This is a genomic window from Saprospiraceae bacterium (assembly GCA_016709995.1).
In the GTDB taxonomy this organism is placed as follows: domain Bacteria; phylum Bacteroidota; class Bacteroidia; order Chitinophagales; family Saprospiraceae; genus JADJLQ01.
The window spans coordinates 1,081,557-1,097,952 of sequence record JADJLQ010000002.1; the positions used below are offsets into that span (position 1 = coordinate 1,081,557).

Annotated in this window: 14 protein-coding genes and 2 pseudogenes; 11 read left to right on the plus strand and 5 right to left on the minus strand. The window is 42.2% G+C overall.

Annotation, left to right across the window (positions count from 1 at the left end):
- The first annotated feature begins 200 nt into the window (after positions 1-200).
- Complete coding sequence (locus tag IPJ09_18595; protein ID MBK7373405.1) at positions 201-1,430, plus strand: alanine dehydrogenase; 1,230 nt, start codon at positions 201-203, stop codon at positions 1,428-1,430.
- 88 nt (positions 1,431-1,518) lie between these two features.
- Complete coding sequence (locus tag IPJ09_18600) at positions 1,519-2,022, plus strand: GNAT family N-acetyltransferase (protein MBK7373406.1); 504 nt, start codon at positions 1,519-1,521, stop codon at positions 2,020-2,022.
- Between the two features lie 87 nt (positions 2,023-2,109).
- Here IPJ09_18600 and IPJ09_18605 read toward each other — a convergent pair.
- Positions 2,110-2,817, minus strand: a pseudogene (locus tag IPJ09_18605) (class I SAM-dependent methyltransferase).
- A 48-nt stretch (positions 2,818-2,865) separates the two neighbouring features.
- Positions 2,866-4,191 carry an amino acid permease gene (locus IPJ09_18610; protein MBK7373407.1) on the minus strand — a complete coding sequence of 442 codons (1,326 nt, stop codon included), beginning with the start codon at positions 4,189-4,191 and terminating at the stop codon, positions 2,866-2,868.
- Between the two features lie 252 nt (positions 4,192-4,443).
- Between IPJ09_18610 and IPJ09_18615 the strand changes: the two genes are divergently transcribed.
- Positions 4,444-6,612 carry a carbohydrate binding family 9 domain-containing protein gene (locus tag IPJ09_18615; GenBank protein MBK7373408.1) on the plus strand — a complete coding sequence of 723 codons (2,169 nt, stop codon included), beginning with the start codon at positions 4,444-4,446 and terminating at the stop codon, positions 6,610-6,612.
- A gap of 186 nt (positions 6,613-6,798) precedes the next feature.
- Positions 6,799-7,704 (plus strand): TIM barrel protein, encoded by a 906-nt coding sequence (locus IPJ09_18620; GenBank protein MBK7373409.1) that lies wholly within the window; start codon positions 6,799-6,801, stop codon positions 7,702-7,704.
- Between the two features lie 127 nt (positions 7,705-7,831).
- Here the strand turns inward: IPJ09_18620 and IPJ09_18625 are convergent, their stop codons facing one another.
- From IPJ09_18625 to IPJ09_18635, 3 genes are all read right to left on the minus strand, one after another.
- Positions 7,832-8,410 (minus strand): YdeI/OmpD-associated family protein, encoded by a 579-nt coding sequence (locus tag IPJ09_18625; protein MBK7373410.1) that lies wholly within the window; start codon positions 8,408-8,410, stop codon positions 7,832-7,834.
- Between the two features lie 66 nt (positions 8,411-8,476).
- Positions 8,477-8,764, minus strand: coding sequence for a hypothetical protein (locus IPJ09_18630; protein ID MBK7373411.1), 288 nt, complete (start codon positions 8,762-8,764; stop codon positions 8,477-8,479).
- 4 nt (positions 8,765-8,768) lie between these two features.
- Positions 8,769-9,065 (minus strand): helix-turn-helix transcriptional regulator, encoded by a 297-nt coding sequence (locus IPJ09_18635; protein MBK7373412.1) that lies wholly within the window; start codon positions 9,063-9,065, stop codon positions 8,769-8,771.
- Between the two features lie 201 nt (positions 9,066-9,266).
- Here IPJ09_18635 and IPJ09_18640 point away from each other — a divergent pair, with 201 nt between their 5' ends.
- The 7 genes and pseudogenes from IPJ09_18640 (at position 9,267) to IPJ09_18670 (ending at position 16,362) form a co-directional block, all read left to right on the plus strand.
- Positions 9,267-9,878 carry a TetR/AcrR family transcriptional regulator gene (locus IPJ09_18640; GenBank protein ID MBK7373413.1) on the plus strand — a complete coding sequence of 204 codons (612 nt, stop codon included), beginning with the start codon at positions 9,267-9,269 and terminating at the stop codon, positions 9,876-9,878.
- Between the two features lie 11 nt (positions 9,879-9,889).
- Positions 9,890-11,158: a TolC family protein gene (locus IPJ09_18645; GenBank protein MBK7373414.1), complete on the plus strand. Its 1,269-nt coding sequence runs from the start codon at positions 9,890-9,892 to the stop codon at positions 11,156-11,158.
- Between the two features lie 44 nt (positions 11,159-11,202).
- Positions 11,203-12,195 carry an HlyD family efflux transporter periplasmic adaptor subunit gene (locus IPJ09_18650; GenBank protein ID MBK7373415.1) on the plus strand — a complete coding sequence of 331 codons (993 nt, stop codon included), beginning with the start codon at positions 11,203-11,205 and terminating at the stop codon, positions 12,193-12,195.
- A pseudogene (locus IPJ09_18655) lies at positions 12,195-13,109 on the plus strand (ABC transporter ATP-binding protein). The gene IPJ09_18650 and the pseudogene IPJ09_18655 overlap by 1 nt, the downstream one beginning before the upstream one ends.
- Positions 13,106-13,840 carry an ABC transporter ATP-binding protein gene (locus IPJ09_18660; GenBank protein ID MBK7373416.1) on the plus strand — a complete coding sequence of 245 codons (735 nt, stop codon included), beginning with the start codon at positions 13,106-13,108 and terminating at the stop codon, positions 13,838-13,840. The pseudogene IPJ09_18655 and the gene IPJ09_18660 overlap by 4 nt, the downstream one beginning before the upstream one ends.
- A gap of 294 nt (positions 13,841-14,134) precedes the next feature.
- Positions 14,135-15,244, plus strand: coding sequence for an ABC transporter permease (locus tag IPJ09_18665; GenBank protein MBK7373417.1), 1,110 nt, complete (start codon positions 14,135-14,137; stop codon positions 15,242-15,244).
- Positions 15,241-16,362 carry an ABC transporter permease gene (locus IPJ09_18670; protein MBK7373418.1) on the plus strand — a complete coding sequence of 374 codons (1,122 nt, stop codon included), beginning with the start codon at positions 15,241-15,243 and terminating at the stop codon, positions 16,360-16,362. Before IPJ09_18665 ends, IPJ09_18670 begins: the two co-directional genes overlap by 4 nt.
- The last annotated feature ends 34 nt before the right edge of the window (positions 16,363-16,396 follow it).

Below are 16,396 nucleotides of genomic sequence, written 5' to 3' on the forward strand. Positions count from 1 at the left end.
ACTGTTTGTAGCATGCTTACGGTAGAGTCATGGATTTTGATAAAATGGAGATCTTTGTCAGACATTGGGTAGGATTTAATATAAAGCAATACTGAGGATGCATTCCGTTGAACATTGCCACACTTGGATAAATGTTTATTATCTTAGTGAATGGATGCGATTCTTTATTTTTGGTCCTTAATTTTTATTCACCCTAGTGTATGATGCAAGATCTCAGTAGACAATTGGCCCGCGAAGCTATGGAGCAGGAAGTGCTCTCACCTAAGGAAAAATTGGATGACTATGCCAATAATCAGAGCAAGCTGTTTTTGGGAATCCCTGTTGAAGAGAGAATGCAGGAAAACAGGGTTGCACTGATACCCAACGGAGTGGCTATGTTAACAGCCAGCGGACATAGGGTCATTATCGAAAAAGGCGCAGGCAAAAGATCATTTTACAATGACGAAGATTATTCAGAAGCAGGCGCAGAGGTCACCAGTGATAGAAAGGAAATCTTTAAAGCCAGTATCATATTAAAAGTCGCCCCTCCGACAATTGAAGAGATAGAGCTTATGCCAGGTGATCAGATGTTAATATCTCCGCTGCATATGCCTCTCGTCACCGAAGAATACCTGCAGATGCTCCGAAAGAAAAAGATCACTGCGGTGGCCATGGAGTATTTAAAAGACAAAAACGACAGCTTTCCTATAGTCCGTACACTCAGTGGAATTGCTGGATTGAGTGCAGTGCTGACTGCAGCAGAATTGCTATCTGTTACAAGTCATGGCCGGGGAGTACTCCTCGGAGGTATAGCGGGCATACCACCTGCCAAGGTATTGATTCTGGGGGCTGGTGTCGTTGGGGAATTTGCCACTAAAGCAGCACTCGGGCTAGGTGCTTCGGTGCGTGTGTTTGACAACAATATCTATAAATTGATGCGTCTGCAAAACAGTGTCGGTACTCCACTCCATACATCAGTCCTCAATCCGAAATATCTCGAGTATCAACTCAAAAGTGCTGATGTAGTCATAGGCGCCATACACTCTAAAACAGGTCGCGCGCCGATGGTGGTGACAGAAGAGATGGTCATGAAAATGAAACAAGGCTCTGTCATCGTGGATGTGAGCATCGATCAGGGCGGCTGCTTTGAAACCTCAGAAGTATGTACTCATGATCATCCGACCTTCATCAAACATGGTGTGATACATTATTGTGTACCCAATATCGCCTCTAAAGTGCCTCGTACAGCTTCTTCTGCTATCAGCAATATTATAGCTCCTTTGTTGTTATCTACCTCAGAAGTACAGAATATAGAGGAAATGCTTTTTGCCAACCCAGGGCTCCGACATGGGGTATATGCTTTCAAGGGTCATATCACCAATGAATACCTGGGCAAACAGTTTAATATGAAGTATTCTGATATTAATTTATTACTGACTTCCAGTTTTTAAAGAAAAGAACATTTTTAATAAGGATACAAAGTATGACCAGCTTTTGAGGCATACCTTATTTTATTGATCCCAAATATTTAGCCTCAAGATGATAGAAACACCTCGACTAATTCTAATACCACTGACCTACGATCAGCTTTTAAAATATATTCGTTGTGACCATTCCCTGGAGGCCGAACTCAATCTACAGCCATCTTCAAGAAAGATATCGACCGAATTGAAAGAGGCTTTGGAGCAAACCATTCTACCCAATGTTGCCGACCCGAACAAAAACTATTTATATTCAACACTTTGGACAGCGGTCTTGAAAGAAGAGAACTCAATGGTAGGAGATCTGTGTATCATCGGTGAACCCAATGCAGCAGGGGAAATCGAGATTGGTTATGGAATCTATGATGAATATAAAGACCGAGGTTATATGACTGAAATTGTAAGTGGACTGATACGTTGGGCAAAATCCGAAACAAGGGTGCTTGCTGTAGTTGCTTCTTCTGAAGAAACCAATTTCGCTTCTTCAAAAGTGCTTGAAAAAAATGGATTTGTCGCTATTGGTAAAACTGGAACTCTGATCAATTGGAGGCGGTACTTATAGATAAGATCACCTTACAGCGTGGAAACCCCTTATTCGTTGGTACTAATAACAACAGTCCTTTATCCATTGCCCGTGGCACATTGTTTTCTATTTTATTCCTCCAAATGCTCCAAAACACATATTCTTATGAAGGATTTCTACTTTACTGAATCCTACTTTTTTCATAAGGTCCAATTGATAATTCATTGATCTTGGTGAATCTTCTTTAGCCACATAATCCAACACCTTGTTCCGATAAGATACGCCTTCAATGGCTTCTAAGTAATCACCATATCTTTCCCATGTATAATCATTTATGGATACGGTATCCTGCGTGATCAAATCCGAAATCATAAAACAACCACCTGGCTTGAGCAGTCTAAAAAGTTTATCAAAGGTTGTTTCCCAATCTAGATCATCTCTTAAATGATGTAACACAGCCCCCGCCAAAATGATATCAAAATGATTTTGATCTAGCTGGACTTCCCTGATATCACCTTGCAGAATCTCCACGCTATTATCGGTCTGTGGTAGGACTCTTTCAAATGCTTTGTCCAACATGGGTTTGCTCAAGTCAACCAGTGTGCAATGTAAGTTTGGAATTTTTGTGAGCATCATCAAGGTGTAATTGCCGGCTCCGCATCCAATGTCAAGTAAATTTTCAGCATGCGGAACAATTCTTTTTGCCGATTCAGTTATTAGTTCCAATGAAATCTTGGCATCTATCGTTGAAAGCTGTCCTGAGTCAAGGTTAGAAAATCGCTATACATCTTTATCAAATCGTGTTCTAATTTCTTCTATCGTAGATTTTTTCATATGCTATATTATATTCGGACTTTTAGTTTGCAGCATAAATGGGCTATACTAATCTTTGATGTGTTTGCTGTTCTTAAACCAATAAAAAGCTCCGATACCCAATCCCAACAAGACCAATCCAGGTAAGGCTTGCTCAGGTTTCTGAAAAAAAATATTAATCGCAAAGACACTCTGGAGTGATATAAAAATCAAAGGGATGAGCGGATAGCCCCAGGTGCGATAAGGTCGGTGCGTGGAAGTAAACCGTTTTCTAAAAATAAATATAGATGCTGCTGCAAGGGCAAAAAACAGAGCGTCCATAAAAGTGACGAAGGTGATGATTTTGTCAAATAAGGCACTAAAGAAAAACAATATGCAGAGTGCCCAGACTGCCTGAAACAACATGGCTGCTACCGGAGTCCTCCAGCGCACATGGATACCTGCCAATGATTTAAAAAACAATCCGTCCTCAGCCATGGCATAATAAATCCTGGGAGCACTCATGGTATAGATACTGATCGTGCCTAAGATGGACAGGGCTATTCCAACTGCTATGAGTCGGCCGCCCCAGGGTAGCAGTGCCGACATCGCGTCGCTGGCGATCGTCTGAGTTTGACTGATTTGTTGGAGCGGTAATAACCTGAGATAAGCAATATTAATCAATACATAAGCCAGGGTGATGATGGTCATGCCCAGAATCATGGCCCTGGCGACATTCCTGGTGGGATTGATCACCTCACCAGCCACATAGGTAGCATGATGCCAGCCTCCAACTGAAAAGAAGACCCCTATCATGCCACTGAATAAGACGACGATCAGGTGGCTGGGGGTGGAATATACTGTCTCAAAATTTTGATAGATGGCATCGGACTGACCATAAAAGATACCTGCAAATATCAACAAAGCTATGGCTGAAAGTTTGATTGTGGTCAGGATATTGGAAAGGTATTGGCTATAATGCACACCAAGTATATTGATGCCTGTGAGGACCACCATCGTAGAGGCGGCTATGATGAGCTTGCTTGAAGTCGTGATGCCAGGTATCAGAAATCGCAAATACTCCGCAAATGCTACACAAAGCCCAGCGAGGGATCCCGTATTGATCACCATCAGCATGACCCAACCATATAAAAACCCGGTGAGGTCTCCATAAGCATTTTTAAGGTAGACATAGACTCCGCCAGCCTGTGGAAATAAGCCCCCTAGCTCTGAAAAGGTCAACGCTCCTGTCAATCCCATGATACCCCCTAATACCCATACCATCAGGATGAGGTAGGGATGACCTATTTCTTTAGCTATAGTCCCCGGGGTGACGAAAATACCAGAGCCGATGCTCGAGCCTACAGCAATCATCGTGAGGCCATAGAGGGTAATGCGTTTTTGAAATTGGGTCAAGCGATTAAATTATTAAACAAAATACATAGGTTTGGCTGAATCAGTGCAGAGGGGAAGGATTTTCAAGTTATTGGCTGAAGTATTGATAATAACAAGATTCATTATGCAAAAGAAAGTTTAGAAAAGACTTGATACTTTCATTCAATATAGTCTGTAATATTTTATACGCCGGCGAAATTTTAATAAGACTTTCTTAAAATCTAAATAGATACTTCATTCAAGCTGATTAGTTCTATTTTTATCCCCTGATTTATGAATAGAATATCTGGTATCGTACTGGCAATCATCATTGCTCTTCCCTCCATGGCGCAGAAGAAGAACGCCTCCTACCGTTATCCAATGAATCAAATTAATGTGCCTGTCAAGGTAGACGGCTCACCAGATGATGATATATGGCGATCTATTCAAATAGCGACTGATTTTTTTATGGTCTTGCCTATGGATACCAGCAAAGCCAAAGGCCGTACTGATGTCAGGATGTGCTATGACCAAAAAAACATATACCTGTTGGTGGAGGCATATCATATGATCGACAAGAACTACAAAGTAGAGTCTTTAAAAAGAGACTTTGCTTTTGGTAAAAACGATAATTTCCTGCTTTTCATGGATCCTTATGATGATAGAACCAATGGGTTTTCTTTTGGAGCCAACGCAGCAGGGGCTTTATGGGATGGCACAATGTATGATGGCGGCAAAGTAGATCTGAGTTGGGAGAATAAGTGGCGGGGAGTCACCAAAAACTATGATGACAAATGGGTGTTTGAAGCCTCTATACCATTTAAGAGCATTCGGTACAAAAAAGGCATCACAGAATGGGGAATTAATTTTTCCCGCCTGGATATCCGGACTACAGAAAAATCTTCATGGACTCCGATCCCTAGGATATTTCCTACAGCCTCTCTAGCATATACAGGCACCTTAGTCTGGGACGAAGCTCCACCACAAGTAGGGACCAATATATCCATCATCCCTTATGCCCTGACAGGAGTTTCTAAAAATTTTGCAGCCGGCACCAAAGCAACCACTAGAAAAGAAATCGGTGGCGATGCCAAGGTCGCTTTGGGCAGTGCGCTCAACCTTGATCTGACTGTCAATCCTGATTTTTCACAGGTAGAAGTTGATCAGCAAGTATCTAACCTGGATCGGTTTGAATTGTTTTTTCCGGAACGTAGACAGTTTTTTTTGGAAAATGGAGACTTGTTTGCAGGTATAGGTAACAGCACTTTGCGACCTTTTTTTTCCAGGCGTATTGGTCTGGGTATCCCGATAGATTTTGGTGCCAGGTTGAGTGGTAAGCTAGACAAGAACTGGCGCATTGGCTTATTGGATATGCAGACTCGTAAAGATGCGGTGCAGCCGGGGTACAATTTTGGAATGCTGGCCTTACAACGTAAAGTATTTAGTCGTTCCAATATCGCCATCTTTGGGATCAATAAGCAAGCTGTAGCCTATGACCAATTGTCTTCCGAATTAAAGAAAAGTAATAATGAGTATAACAGAAACCTGGGCTTTGAGTACAACCTGGCCTCAGCCAATAATCGGTGGACCGGAAAATTTATGTACGCACGGTCTTTTGATGCCAAAAAATCCAGCAATGCCTGGTCTCATGTAGGTAATCTGGCTTATGCCACTCGGAATTATTCGATCAATTGGCAACAAGAATATGTAAGCAAAAACTATACGGCCGAAGTGGGATATGTCCCCCGCAAAGAATACTATAAAATCAGCCCTACGGTAAGTTATTTGTTTTATCCTGGTGCAGGAAAAATATTGACTCATGGACCGAGTTTGGGTGTATTCTCCTATTTTACTCCAAAGCTGAAGACCACAGACCGGACTGTATTTTTTATGTACAAATTTAATTTTAGAAATTCAGCTACAGCCGATGTCTGGGTGGGAGATGACTGGGTGCAGCTATTACAACCATTTGATCCTACCAATACCAATAAAGATACTTTGGCTCGTGGAAGTATACATAAATGGCGGTCTACCGGTGGTGATTATGGATCCCCGCCTCAACGGCTGTTTACTTATGCTTTTTCTTACAGGGTAGGGGGATATTACCGGGATGGGCATCGTACAAATGTCACTACAGAGATCGGCTACCGGTTTCAGCCATATGTCAAACTAGGTCTTTCGTCCAGTTACAACAGGATCAATATAGAAGCTCCCTGGAACAAAACGGTGTTTTGGCTGGTAGGGCCCAGGGTCGATATTACTTTTACCAACAGTCTTTATTTTACCTCTTTCGTACAATATAACGAACAGGTCAATAACCTTAATATCAATACCAGGCTCCAGTGGCGCTTCAAACCTGCCTCAGATATATATTTGGTATACACGGATAATTATATTCCTTCACCATGGAATGTGAAGAATAGGGCCTTCGTGTTTAAGATGAATTATTGGTGGAATCTGTAGGGGGTTAAGTGGAGAGGTCGCGCGAAGGCGCAAAGGCGCAAAGAAGGGGAGATAATTTTGCACAGTGGGTAAGAAAGTCCCTCAACCTGGGTAACTAGCTGCACTAAAAGAATAAGGCATAGTATGATCTTGGAAGGTATCAGTCATAAATGACCAGCTTTATCAAAAAATAAAATATCTTTAAATATGAAACGAAGAAATTTTCTCAAATCCACCGCACTGGCAACCCCACTGGTGGGATTAACTTCAATTAAAGGGCTGGCTGATCGATCCCACGATGCGGCAGCGTTTAAAATGAAATATGCCCCGCACTTTGGGATGTTTAAAAACTCAGCTGGTGGAGATCTGGTAGACCAACTAAAGTTTATGGCGGACAATGGGTTTATGGCTCTGGAGGATAATGGTATGTTGGGAAGACCGGTGGAAGAGCAAAATAAAATAGGTAATACGCTGGCCAAATTAAGTATGACAATGGGGGTCTTTGTCGTCGAAGGAGGTGATAACTGGAAGGTATCCCTGACGACCGGCAAAAAAGAATTTCTAGATACGTTTGTCAAGACTTGTGAAAAATCAGTAGAACTCGCTAAGCGGGTCAATGCTACATGGATGACTGTTGTGCCCGGGTATTTTGAACGTACCCTACCAGTCGAGATTCAGACCGCGAATGTCATCGAAGCGATGAAGCGAGGTGCATCGATCTTGGAACCTCATGGCCTGGTGATGGTGATGGAGCCTCTTTCAGACAATCCGGATCTATTCCTACGTACCGCTGCTCAATCGTTTATGATCTGCAAATCAGTGGCCAGCCCGGCTTGTAAAACCCTATACGATATCTATCATATGCAGCGCAATACCGGTCATCTGATCCCCACTATAGAGAAATGCTGGGATGAGATCGCATACTTTCAGATCGGAGACAATCCCGGTCGTAAAGAACCTACGACTGGGGAGATCAACTATAAAAACATCTTTAAGTTTATCCATGAAAAAGGGTATACCGGTATCATGGGTATGGAGCATGGCAATTCGATCGCCGGTAAAGAAGGGGAGCAGGCGCTGATCAAAGCGTATCGGGAGAGTGATGGGTTTTGAGCTGACGCAAAAACTGCTTGGCTTCAAACTCCGTAGGTTCTAGCTGTGCGCCAGCTGACTCAAATCTGCTAGGGGCTCGCCAAACCAACGAAGCTAGACCTAAATAACGCATAAAAGGTTGATATTTTTATTCAATAAGTCCTTTGCCTTTCATGATGCGATCTATACATTTTTCTATTCTCGACTCCCTGGTTTTAGCCTGTACTGGTTGGGAAAAATGAATTAGATATGCTCTTTGTCTTCCAGGAGTTAATTTACCAAACGCAGTTTTTAAAGCAGGCTTTTCTGTTAATATATTTTGAAACTCAATTGGAAATTTTAAAGTTGTTTTTTTCTGGACGGGTTTTGCAGGGCCGGATTTTTCTATATCGATGGCTTGCAGGGCAAAGGCTTTCAGGGCTGGCGCCAATTTAATGACTTCTTTGACATTGACGAACCGAAGCTGACGACCCACGATAGTGTTTTCCCCGGTTTTGACCAGCAGACCTTGGGGATCTTTTAAGAGGTATCCTTTAAAAAATAATACCGCGCAGTAAGCTTTAAATCCTTGTATGACTACGATGTTTTTATCTTCCCAACAATAGCAGGGTTTGCTCCATTTGAGGTGTTCAGTCACGGGGCAGTCCAGCAGGATCAATCGTAATAGTTCCATTTCCTTTTGCCAGTGCTTGGCATGTTGGAGATATTGGTCTACCTGGGGATTCATATGGATAATTTGGTAATGTTTTTTTCTAATAATACTACCTTGAATGGATAGCAAATGCTTTGCTCATCAATTCGATTTCAGATCTTGCCATACCCATTTTTTTGCTAAAACACTCCGGGCTAAAACTGCCTTTTTTACTTCATTTTCAATCTTGATCATTTTCTCTGTTTTCAAGTGGAAGTATTTAATGTCCGGGTTTAAGTAGATCGGCCTTTCGGAGGACAGAAAATCTTTGCTATACTCAAATGAAAATGCTTTTTGGTCATTAGCCTGTTGAGCCGATAACACGCCTAAAAGTATTGGATTATCTTTAAACCAATCAGCAAATACGTAAATCGAAGTAGTTTGGCTCATGGTACTATTTTTTATTTAATAGTTCCAGATCCTGTAGTTTCCTTCCAAATGCATCATCTGAGGCTATTTTCAAAAAATCTTCATGCAAACCTAAAACCCTTAAAGTATTGAAATATGCTCCGAGCGAGACTTTTCCATTTCCTTTTTCAATATGGTACAGGGTAGTTCTGTCAATATTGGCACGTTCTGCCACTTGAATGGTGGTAAGTTTTCTTCGCTTACGGGCAAGCTTAATATGCTCTCCCATTTGTTCCAATATTTGCTGGTTTTTGGGGAAAAGTATTTGCTTTTTGGAATTCATGTCTATTATTATCTACAAATGTGAGAAATATGTTGAGAATAAACAACATTTATTCCCAGATATGAGTCCCGGAGCATTAGGACACCCCATTAAACTCCGTGAATTAAAATTTCTTTGCTACTTGAATATATTAAGTATCCATCATCCCAAAAATAAGTCTATATTTGCACTTCGAACGACTGTTCTAACCATCCGTCCTAAATGACCGTATCAGAGCAAAATAAAGAGCAAAGTATCCTGGAGTCCGCCCGGTCCCTCTTCCTGTCCAAAGGGCTTGCGGGTACCTCGATGCATGATATCGCAGCTCAAGCGGGTACAACTAAGTCGATGGTCAATTATTATTTCAGGAGTAAGGAGCGGCTATTTGCGCGGATATTCAGGGAGGAGTTTGCGCATTTATTTGCTTCGATCGGGGCTATTATCCAACAAGATCTGCCATTAAAGGAAAAGATCAGGCAGATTGTGAAGGTTGACCTTGAAAAACTGATGTCCATGACGGAGCTGCCTATGTTTATCATGAGCGAGCTCTATCGCAATCCCGAGATCATTCTCAAAGACCTGGATCATGTACCCATCAAAAAGATTACCAGTCGGTTGGAGGAAGATATCAATGCGGAGGTGAAGGCTGGACTGATTCGATATATGGATGCTAAAGAATTGATGATCAATATTCAATCCCTTACCATTTACCCTATCCTTGCCAAACCCTTGCTCATTCACAGGATGGGTCATACTGAAAAATCATTTAATCAACTTATGGAAAAAAGAAAGAACGATATCGTTGAGTTCATCTGGAATTCTATCAAAGTATAATCTCTGACCTTATGCATAATGTTAAACATCGGATATTGATCGCCCTGCTGGTTTGCGCCAGCTACCTCCCGGGCCAAAACACGCTATCGCTCTCTGGCCTGTATGATGCAGCCGCAGCAGCTCATCCCTACCAGCGGCTCAAAACTGCTGCACAAAACAATGCTGACTTGCGGCAGCAGATCAACAAAAGCATCGGGCTGCCACAGGCAAACCTGACGGGTCAGGCATCCTGGCAGTCAGATGTCACCAAGATTGATGTGCCTCTGCCGGGATTTGAGATACCCGGTCAGCCCAAGGATCAGTACCGCGCCGTGTTGGAGCTGAGCCAGTCCTTGCTGGATGGAGGGGCTTTGAAATCAGGCGCACAACAGATCACCCAGGCTAACCAGGTCGAGCAAGCCAATGCAGATGTTCTGCTATACAATATAAAGGAGTCGATCTGCCGGTCGTATTTCGGTGCGCAGATCGCAGAGTTGACAATGGAGCAGATGCAGATACTGATTAAAGACCTGGAAGACAAAGTAGAGCGGTTGCAGTCCCAGATCGCAGGTGGCATTGCCAGTGGCTATCAGCAGGAAGTACTGCAAGTCAAGATTGCTGAAGCCAGGCAGGGTATTCGGGAGGCTCAAAAAAACAAACAAAGTGCAATCAATACACTACAGATCCTAAGCGGTACTAGCATCGGACCAGATGCCCGGTTCAATGACAACATCCGGGGCATGACAAATGGTGCTGCTCAAAGGCCCGAACTCAGATTGTTTGAAGCCCAAAAAAACCTGCAGATTGCTCAATACGACCAGAGTTTGACACGGTACCGTCCCAGAGTGAATGCTTTCGCCCAGCTGGGATATGGTAGGCCCAGCCTCAATGTGCTCTCCGATAAATTTAAAGGATATTCAATCTTTGGGCTGCGTGCGCAATGGAATCTCAGTGATCTCTATCTGCATCACCGAGACAAAGAAAAAAGCCTGCTCACCAATAACCTTAGCAATATTCAAGCTATGTCCGATGCATTTGACCTGCAGCAGAAAACCAAAATCGCAGCGCAAAATGCAGAAATCGAAAGTTATATTGACCTGGTCCGAGAAGACGAAAAAGTGATAACCCTGTATGAAAAAATACTCATTAGCAGCAATGCACAATTTGAAAACGGCATCTCTACCATCAATGATTATTCTAACGATGCAAATAACCTTGCTCAAGCAAAAATCAGGCGGGATGTACATCAATCCATGCTCATGCAATCCAAAGAATTATTAAGCCTCCTCCAGGGAAAATAATCCATTTTACCATCAAAATAATCCGAAATATAAAATAGAAGAAAATGAAAATTATAAATCTACATTCAATGGCATGCTACGCAGGGGTATCGATTTTACTCATTACTGCTTGCAGCAAAAAAGGTGACTCTTACAAGGCCAGTGGTATTTTCGAAGCCAAAGAAATCATCGTTTCTTCTTTGGCTGGAGGTAGGGTAAATCAATTGAATATCGAGGAAGGATACACTCTGACTGCGGGACAGTTAGTAGGAAAGATCGATTGTAGCCAACAAGAGCTATCTGTAAAACAAGCGACTGAATCGCTCAATATACTTCAATATAAAACTGCCGATGCAGGTCCCAATATCAAAGTCTTGCAGCAGCAGGTCATTGTCCAGCAAAACCAGGTAAATGTGTTACAGGAGCAGATGGCTACAACGCTGCGGGAAGAAGCCAGGCTGAAGAAATTGGTTGAAGCCAGGGCTATCCCTTCTAAACAATTGGATGATATCCAAAGTAATAAAGCAATACTTCAAAAGCAAATTGAAAGCGCTACAGCTCAAATAGGGGTATACAAACAACAGATGGAGGCGGCTCTAAAGAATACAGCTACTCAAAATAGGGCTATTCTTGCTGAAAAATCACCCATGACTGCCCGCGAAGCTCAACTCAAAGATCTCGAAGAAAAATGCAATATCATCAATCCGATTAATGGCACGGTCCTTACCCAATATACTTATGCTTATGAAATGGCCAATCCCGGTAAAGCACTGTATAAAATAGCTAACCTCGATACACTTTATCTCAAAGCATATATCACCGGCACTCAACTTGGAGAGATCAAGTTGGGACAAACTGTTGAAGTCATCACCAATCAAGGCGAGGATACCAAAAGCACCTACCCTGGTATGATCATTTGGATCTCGGACAAAGCAGAGTTTACCCCTAAATCTATCATGACGGTAGACGAGCGGGCCAATCTGGTATATCCTGTCAAAATAAAGACGGCCAATGATGGGAAAATCAAAATAGGCATGTTTGCTGAAATCAATTGGTAATGGCTATCGTAGAAGTAAAAAATATCTAAAAATCGTATGACAAAGGCAAGATCAAAGCCCTGCAGGATATATCCTTGTCTGTAGATAAAGGAGAGTTATACGGATTGATCGGTCCAGACGGAGCAGGCAAGACTACCTTGATTCGAATCATTGCCAGCCTGTTGATTGCTGATAGTGGAAGTGCAACCTTGGCCGGATTTGATGTAGTCACAGATTACCTCCAAATACGCTCTATTATCGGGTATATGCCGGGTAAATTTTCGTTGTACCAGGATCTTTCAGTAGAAGAAAATCTTCAGTTTTTTGCCACAGTGTTTAATACGACTATCAAAGAAAATTTCGAATTGATCAAAGATTTGTATGTCCAGTTGGAACCATTCAAATCAAGACGCGCCGGCAAACTTTCCGGAGGTATGAAACAAAAATTAGCGCTCTGCTGTGCACTTATACACGAACCCAAAGTATTACTTCTGGACGAGCCCACCACCGGGGTAGACCCTGTATCAAGAAAGGAGTTTTGGGAAATGCTGATCAAATTAAAAGCCAAAGGAATCACCATCATAGTGTCTACCCCTTATATGGATGAAGCAGCTATGTGTGACAGAATATCTCTGATACAAAATGGTAAAATATTGGAGACTGGTACTCCTGCTGCGGTGACTAAGTATGCTGCGCATAAGATCTATGCCGTCAAAGCTGAGTCTATGTATGAATTGATGAAATCTATCAGACTTTATCCATCCTTGCATTCATGTTATGCATTTGGAGATTCGCATCATGTCCAGTTGGAAGATGATGATATCGCAGGGCTTACTGGTTTTCTGGAACAACAAGGAATAAACGATACGCAGATCAAAGAAATAGCTCCGGGCATAGAAGACATATTTATGGAAAAAATGAATCTAGCTGTATGAATGCCATCGAAGTAAAAGATCTGACTAAAACATTTGGTGCATTTACGGCAGTAGACCATATCACCTTTGATGTGAAAAAAGGTGAAATTTTTGGTTTCCTTGGAGCAAACGGAGCAGGAAAGACTACTGCCATGCGCATGCTCTGTGGGTTATTATTGCCCAGCTCAGGTTCAGGTACTGTGGCCGGATATGACATTGCAACCCAAAGTGAAGACATCAAAAAAAACATAGGCTATATGAGTCAAAAGTTTTCTTTGTACAATGATCTGACAGTAAGAGAAAACATACGATTTTATGGTGGTCTTTACGATATTCCATCAAAAGAATTAAAACTCAAAAGTGAGGCTTTGCTGGAAAGGCTAGGATTGACTGCCTACGCCAATAAACTGCTCAGCTCTTTACCCCTGGGCTGGAAGCAAAAATTGGCTTTTTCAGTAGCGATTCAACACAAACCCTCTATCGTTTTTTTGGACGAGCCTACCGGAGGTGTAGATCCTATCACCCGAAGACAGTTTTGGGATATGATCTACGAAGCGTCTAATGATGGCCTTACAGTATTCGCCACTACACATTATATGGACGAAGCTGAGTATTGTCATAGGGTATCCATCATGGTGGATGGCCAAATAGCGGCACTGGATACTCCGACTGCACTAAAGGAAAAATATGAAAGTAAAAATATGGATGAGGTATTTAGAAAATTGGCGAGGAAAGCTGTGAGAGGGGAATAGGGAATAGGCAATAGTGCGTCCCGAAGATTCGGGAGACCCCCTTCAGGGTTGGGGTTGTGCGGTCGAATGAATGAAAAAATCAAGAATCAATAAGCAATAGGCAATAGGCAATTAGCAATAGGCATCATGAAACTTCGGGAGAAGGAATGAAGAATTGTTGAATTGCCTGAAGACTCAAAGCGGGCACCTGATACCTGAAAACTGAACGAAATGAATAAATTTAATAAATAGGAGAAATGCAGTTATCGAACGGAATTGCTCATGCTATACCCCTTACAAAACTGAAATAAACAAATGAAATCATCACTTTATGCCATGATCGTCAAAGAATTTAAGCACGTGCTGCGGGACGGGCGAAGCTTGTTTTTTTTGTTGGCTCAGCCGGTGATGATGATGACACTATTTGGATTTGCCCTGAGCAATGAGGTCAAGGAATCCCGGGTAGTCATCATCAATCAGGCACATGATGAGATGAGTGCTGCGTTGATCGATCGATTTGATGAAAGTAGATATTTTCATGTGGTGGGCACGATTGATGACAGCAAAGAAGTCAGCACCTGGTTTGAACAAGGTAAAGCTTTGCTTGCCATAGTATTTCCTGCCCATTTTGCGGAGGATCTGAAACATACCAACAAAGGATCGGTGCAGATCCTGGCTGATGCTTCTGATCCAAATACGGCGGCTATAGCTGCTAATTATGCGGGGGCGATATTGAGGAATTTTCAATCGGAAGGTCTGGGCCTGACCAAGCTGCCCTATGAGATCAAAGTGGAGCCGCATATGCTGTACAATCCTCAACTGATCAGTGCATTTAATTTTGTACCCGGTGTGATGACCCTGATCCTTATGATCCTTGGCGCTATGATGACATCAGTGGCCATCGTACGAGAAAAGGAAACAGGCACCATGGAAGTTTTGCTTGCATCGCCGATGCATCCGATGCAGATCGTGATCAGCAAGGCAGTGCCTTATATGGTGCTGGCCTTTGTCAATGTATTGATCATTTTGTTTTTATCTGTCTTTGTATTAAATGTTCCTATCCGGGGCAGTTTGTTCTTATTGTTGGCGGAGAGTGTGTTATTTATCAGCACCACTCTTGCTTTGGGATTGTTGATATCCACTTCTACTGAAAAGCAACAGGTGGCCATGTTTATTTCGTTGGTAGGATTGATGTTGCCGGCTTTGATATTCAGCGGATTTATGTTCCCTATAGAAAACATGCCTTTGCCACTTCGAGTCATCTCTCATGTGGTACCTACGAGATGGTATTATAGCATAGTGCGGGCGATCATGATTAAAGGTTTGGGCATAGCCAGTATTTGGAAAGAGACATTGATTTTAGGAGGTATGACGATAGTTTTGATCGCTATTGCAGTTAAAAAGTTTAAAGTGCATCTACAATGAAAAAATTATTAGTCATCGTGCGAAAAGAATTTGCACAAATCTTTCGTCAGCCTGCCATTTTGCGTATGATGATCATGATGCCGATAGTTCAATTGATTTTGATACCACTGGCAGCAGACTATGAGGTGCGCAACATCAATCTTCAGGTCATTGATTTCGATCATTCTACCTATTCCCAGGAGATGATCCAAAAACTGGCGGCTTCTCCGTATTTTAGATTGGTCAGCGTACCTGACCATCCTGACAAAGCGCTGCATAATATCGAAGAGAATATAGCCGATCTGACTATCACTGTGCCACATAATTTTGAAAAAGATCTGATTCGTGAAAACAAAGCATCGGTTTCTATTGAAGCAGATGCCGTCAACGGCACCAAAGCTTCTCTGGGTGTCACCTACGCATCCCAGATCATTGGAGATTATAATCAACAGATCAGGGAAAGGCTGGTTCAGATGCCCAGATTTAATGAAATGACCCTTATTGAGGTGAATACTTCCTTTTGGTATAATCCATTGATCAAATACCCTTTGTTTATGGTACCGGGTATCTTAGCCTTATTGGTTACGATGGTTGGTGGTCTGATGTCTGCACTTAATATCGTATCGGAGAAAGAAATCGGCACGATAGAACAATTAAATGTAAGCCCGATGAAAAGGTATCAATTTTTGCTTGGCAAATTAATTCCATTTTGGGTGCTTGGCCTCGTGTCGATCACTTTGGGTTTGTTGGTAGCTTATTTTATTTATGGGATCGTACCAAGAGGTTCTTATTTTTCGATTTATTTTTTCTCGGGAGTGTATTTGATAGGCGCATTGGGAGTAGGGCTATTGTTGAGCACGCTGGTAGACACCCAGATGCAGGCGACTTTGTTTTCTTTTTTTATAGTCATGTTTTTTGTGCTGATGGGAGGTCTGTATACGCCGATCGAATCCATGCCAGATTGGGCACAAACTTTGTCGTCTTTTAATCCTGTGCGATATTTTATCCGTGTTATGAGAGCTATTGTAATCAAGGGAAGTGGTATTGGAGATTTGATCCCTGAACTGAAGGCGATGATCGTATTTGGGATTGTGTTGAATACCCTGGCGGTGTTGAATTATAGAAAGAGAAGCACCTGATCGTTTTTTTGTATCCAGCTTTAGGAAGAATTAA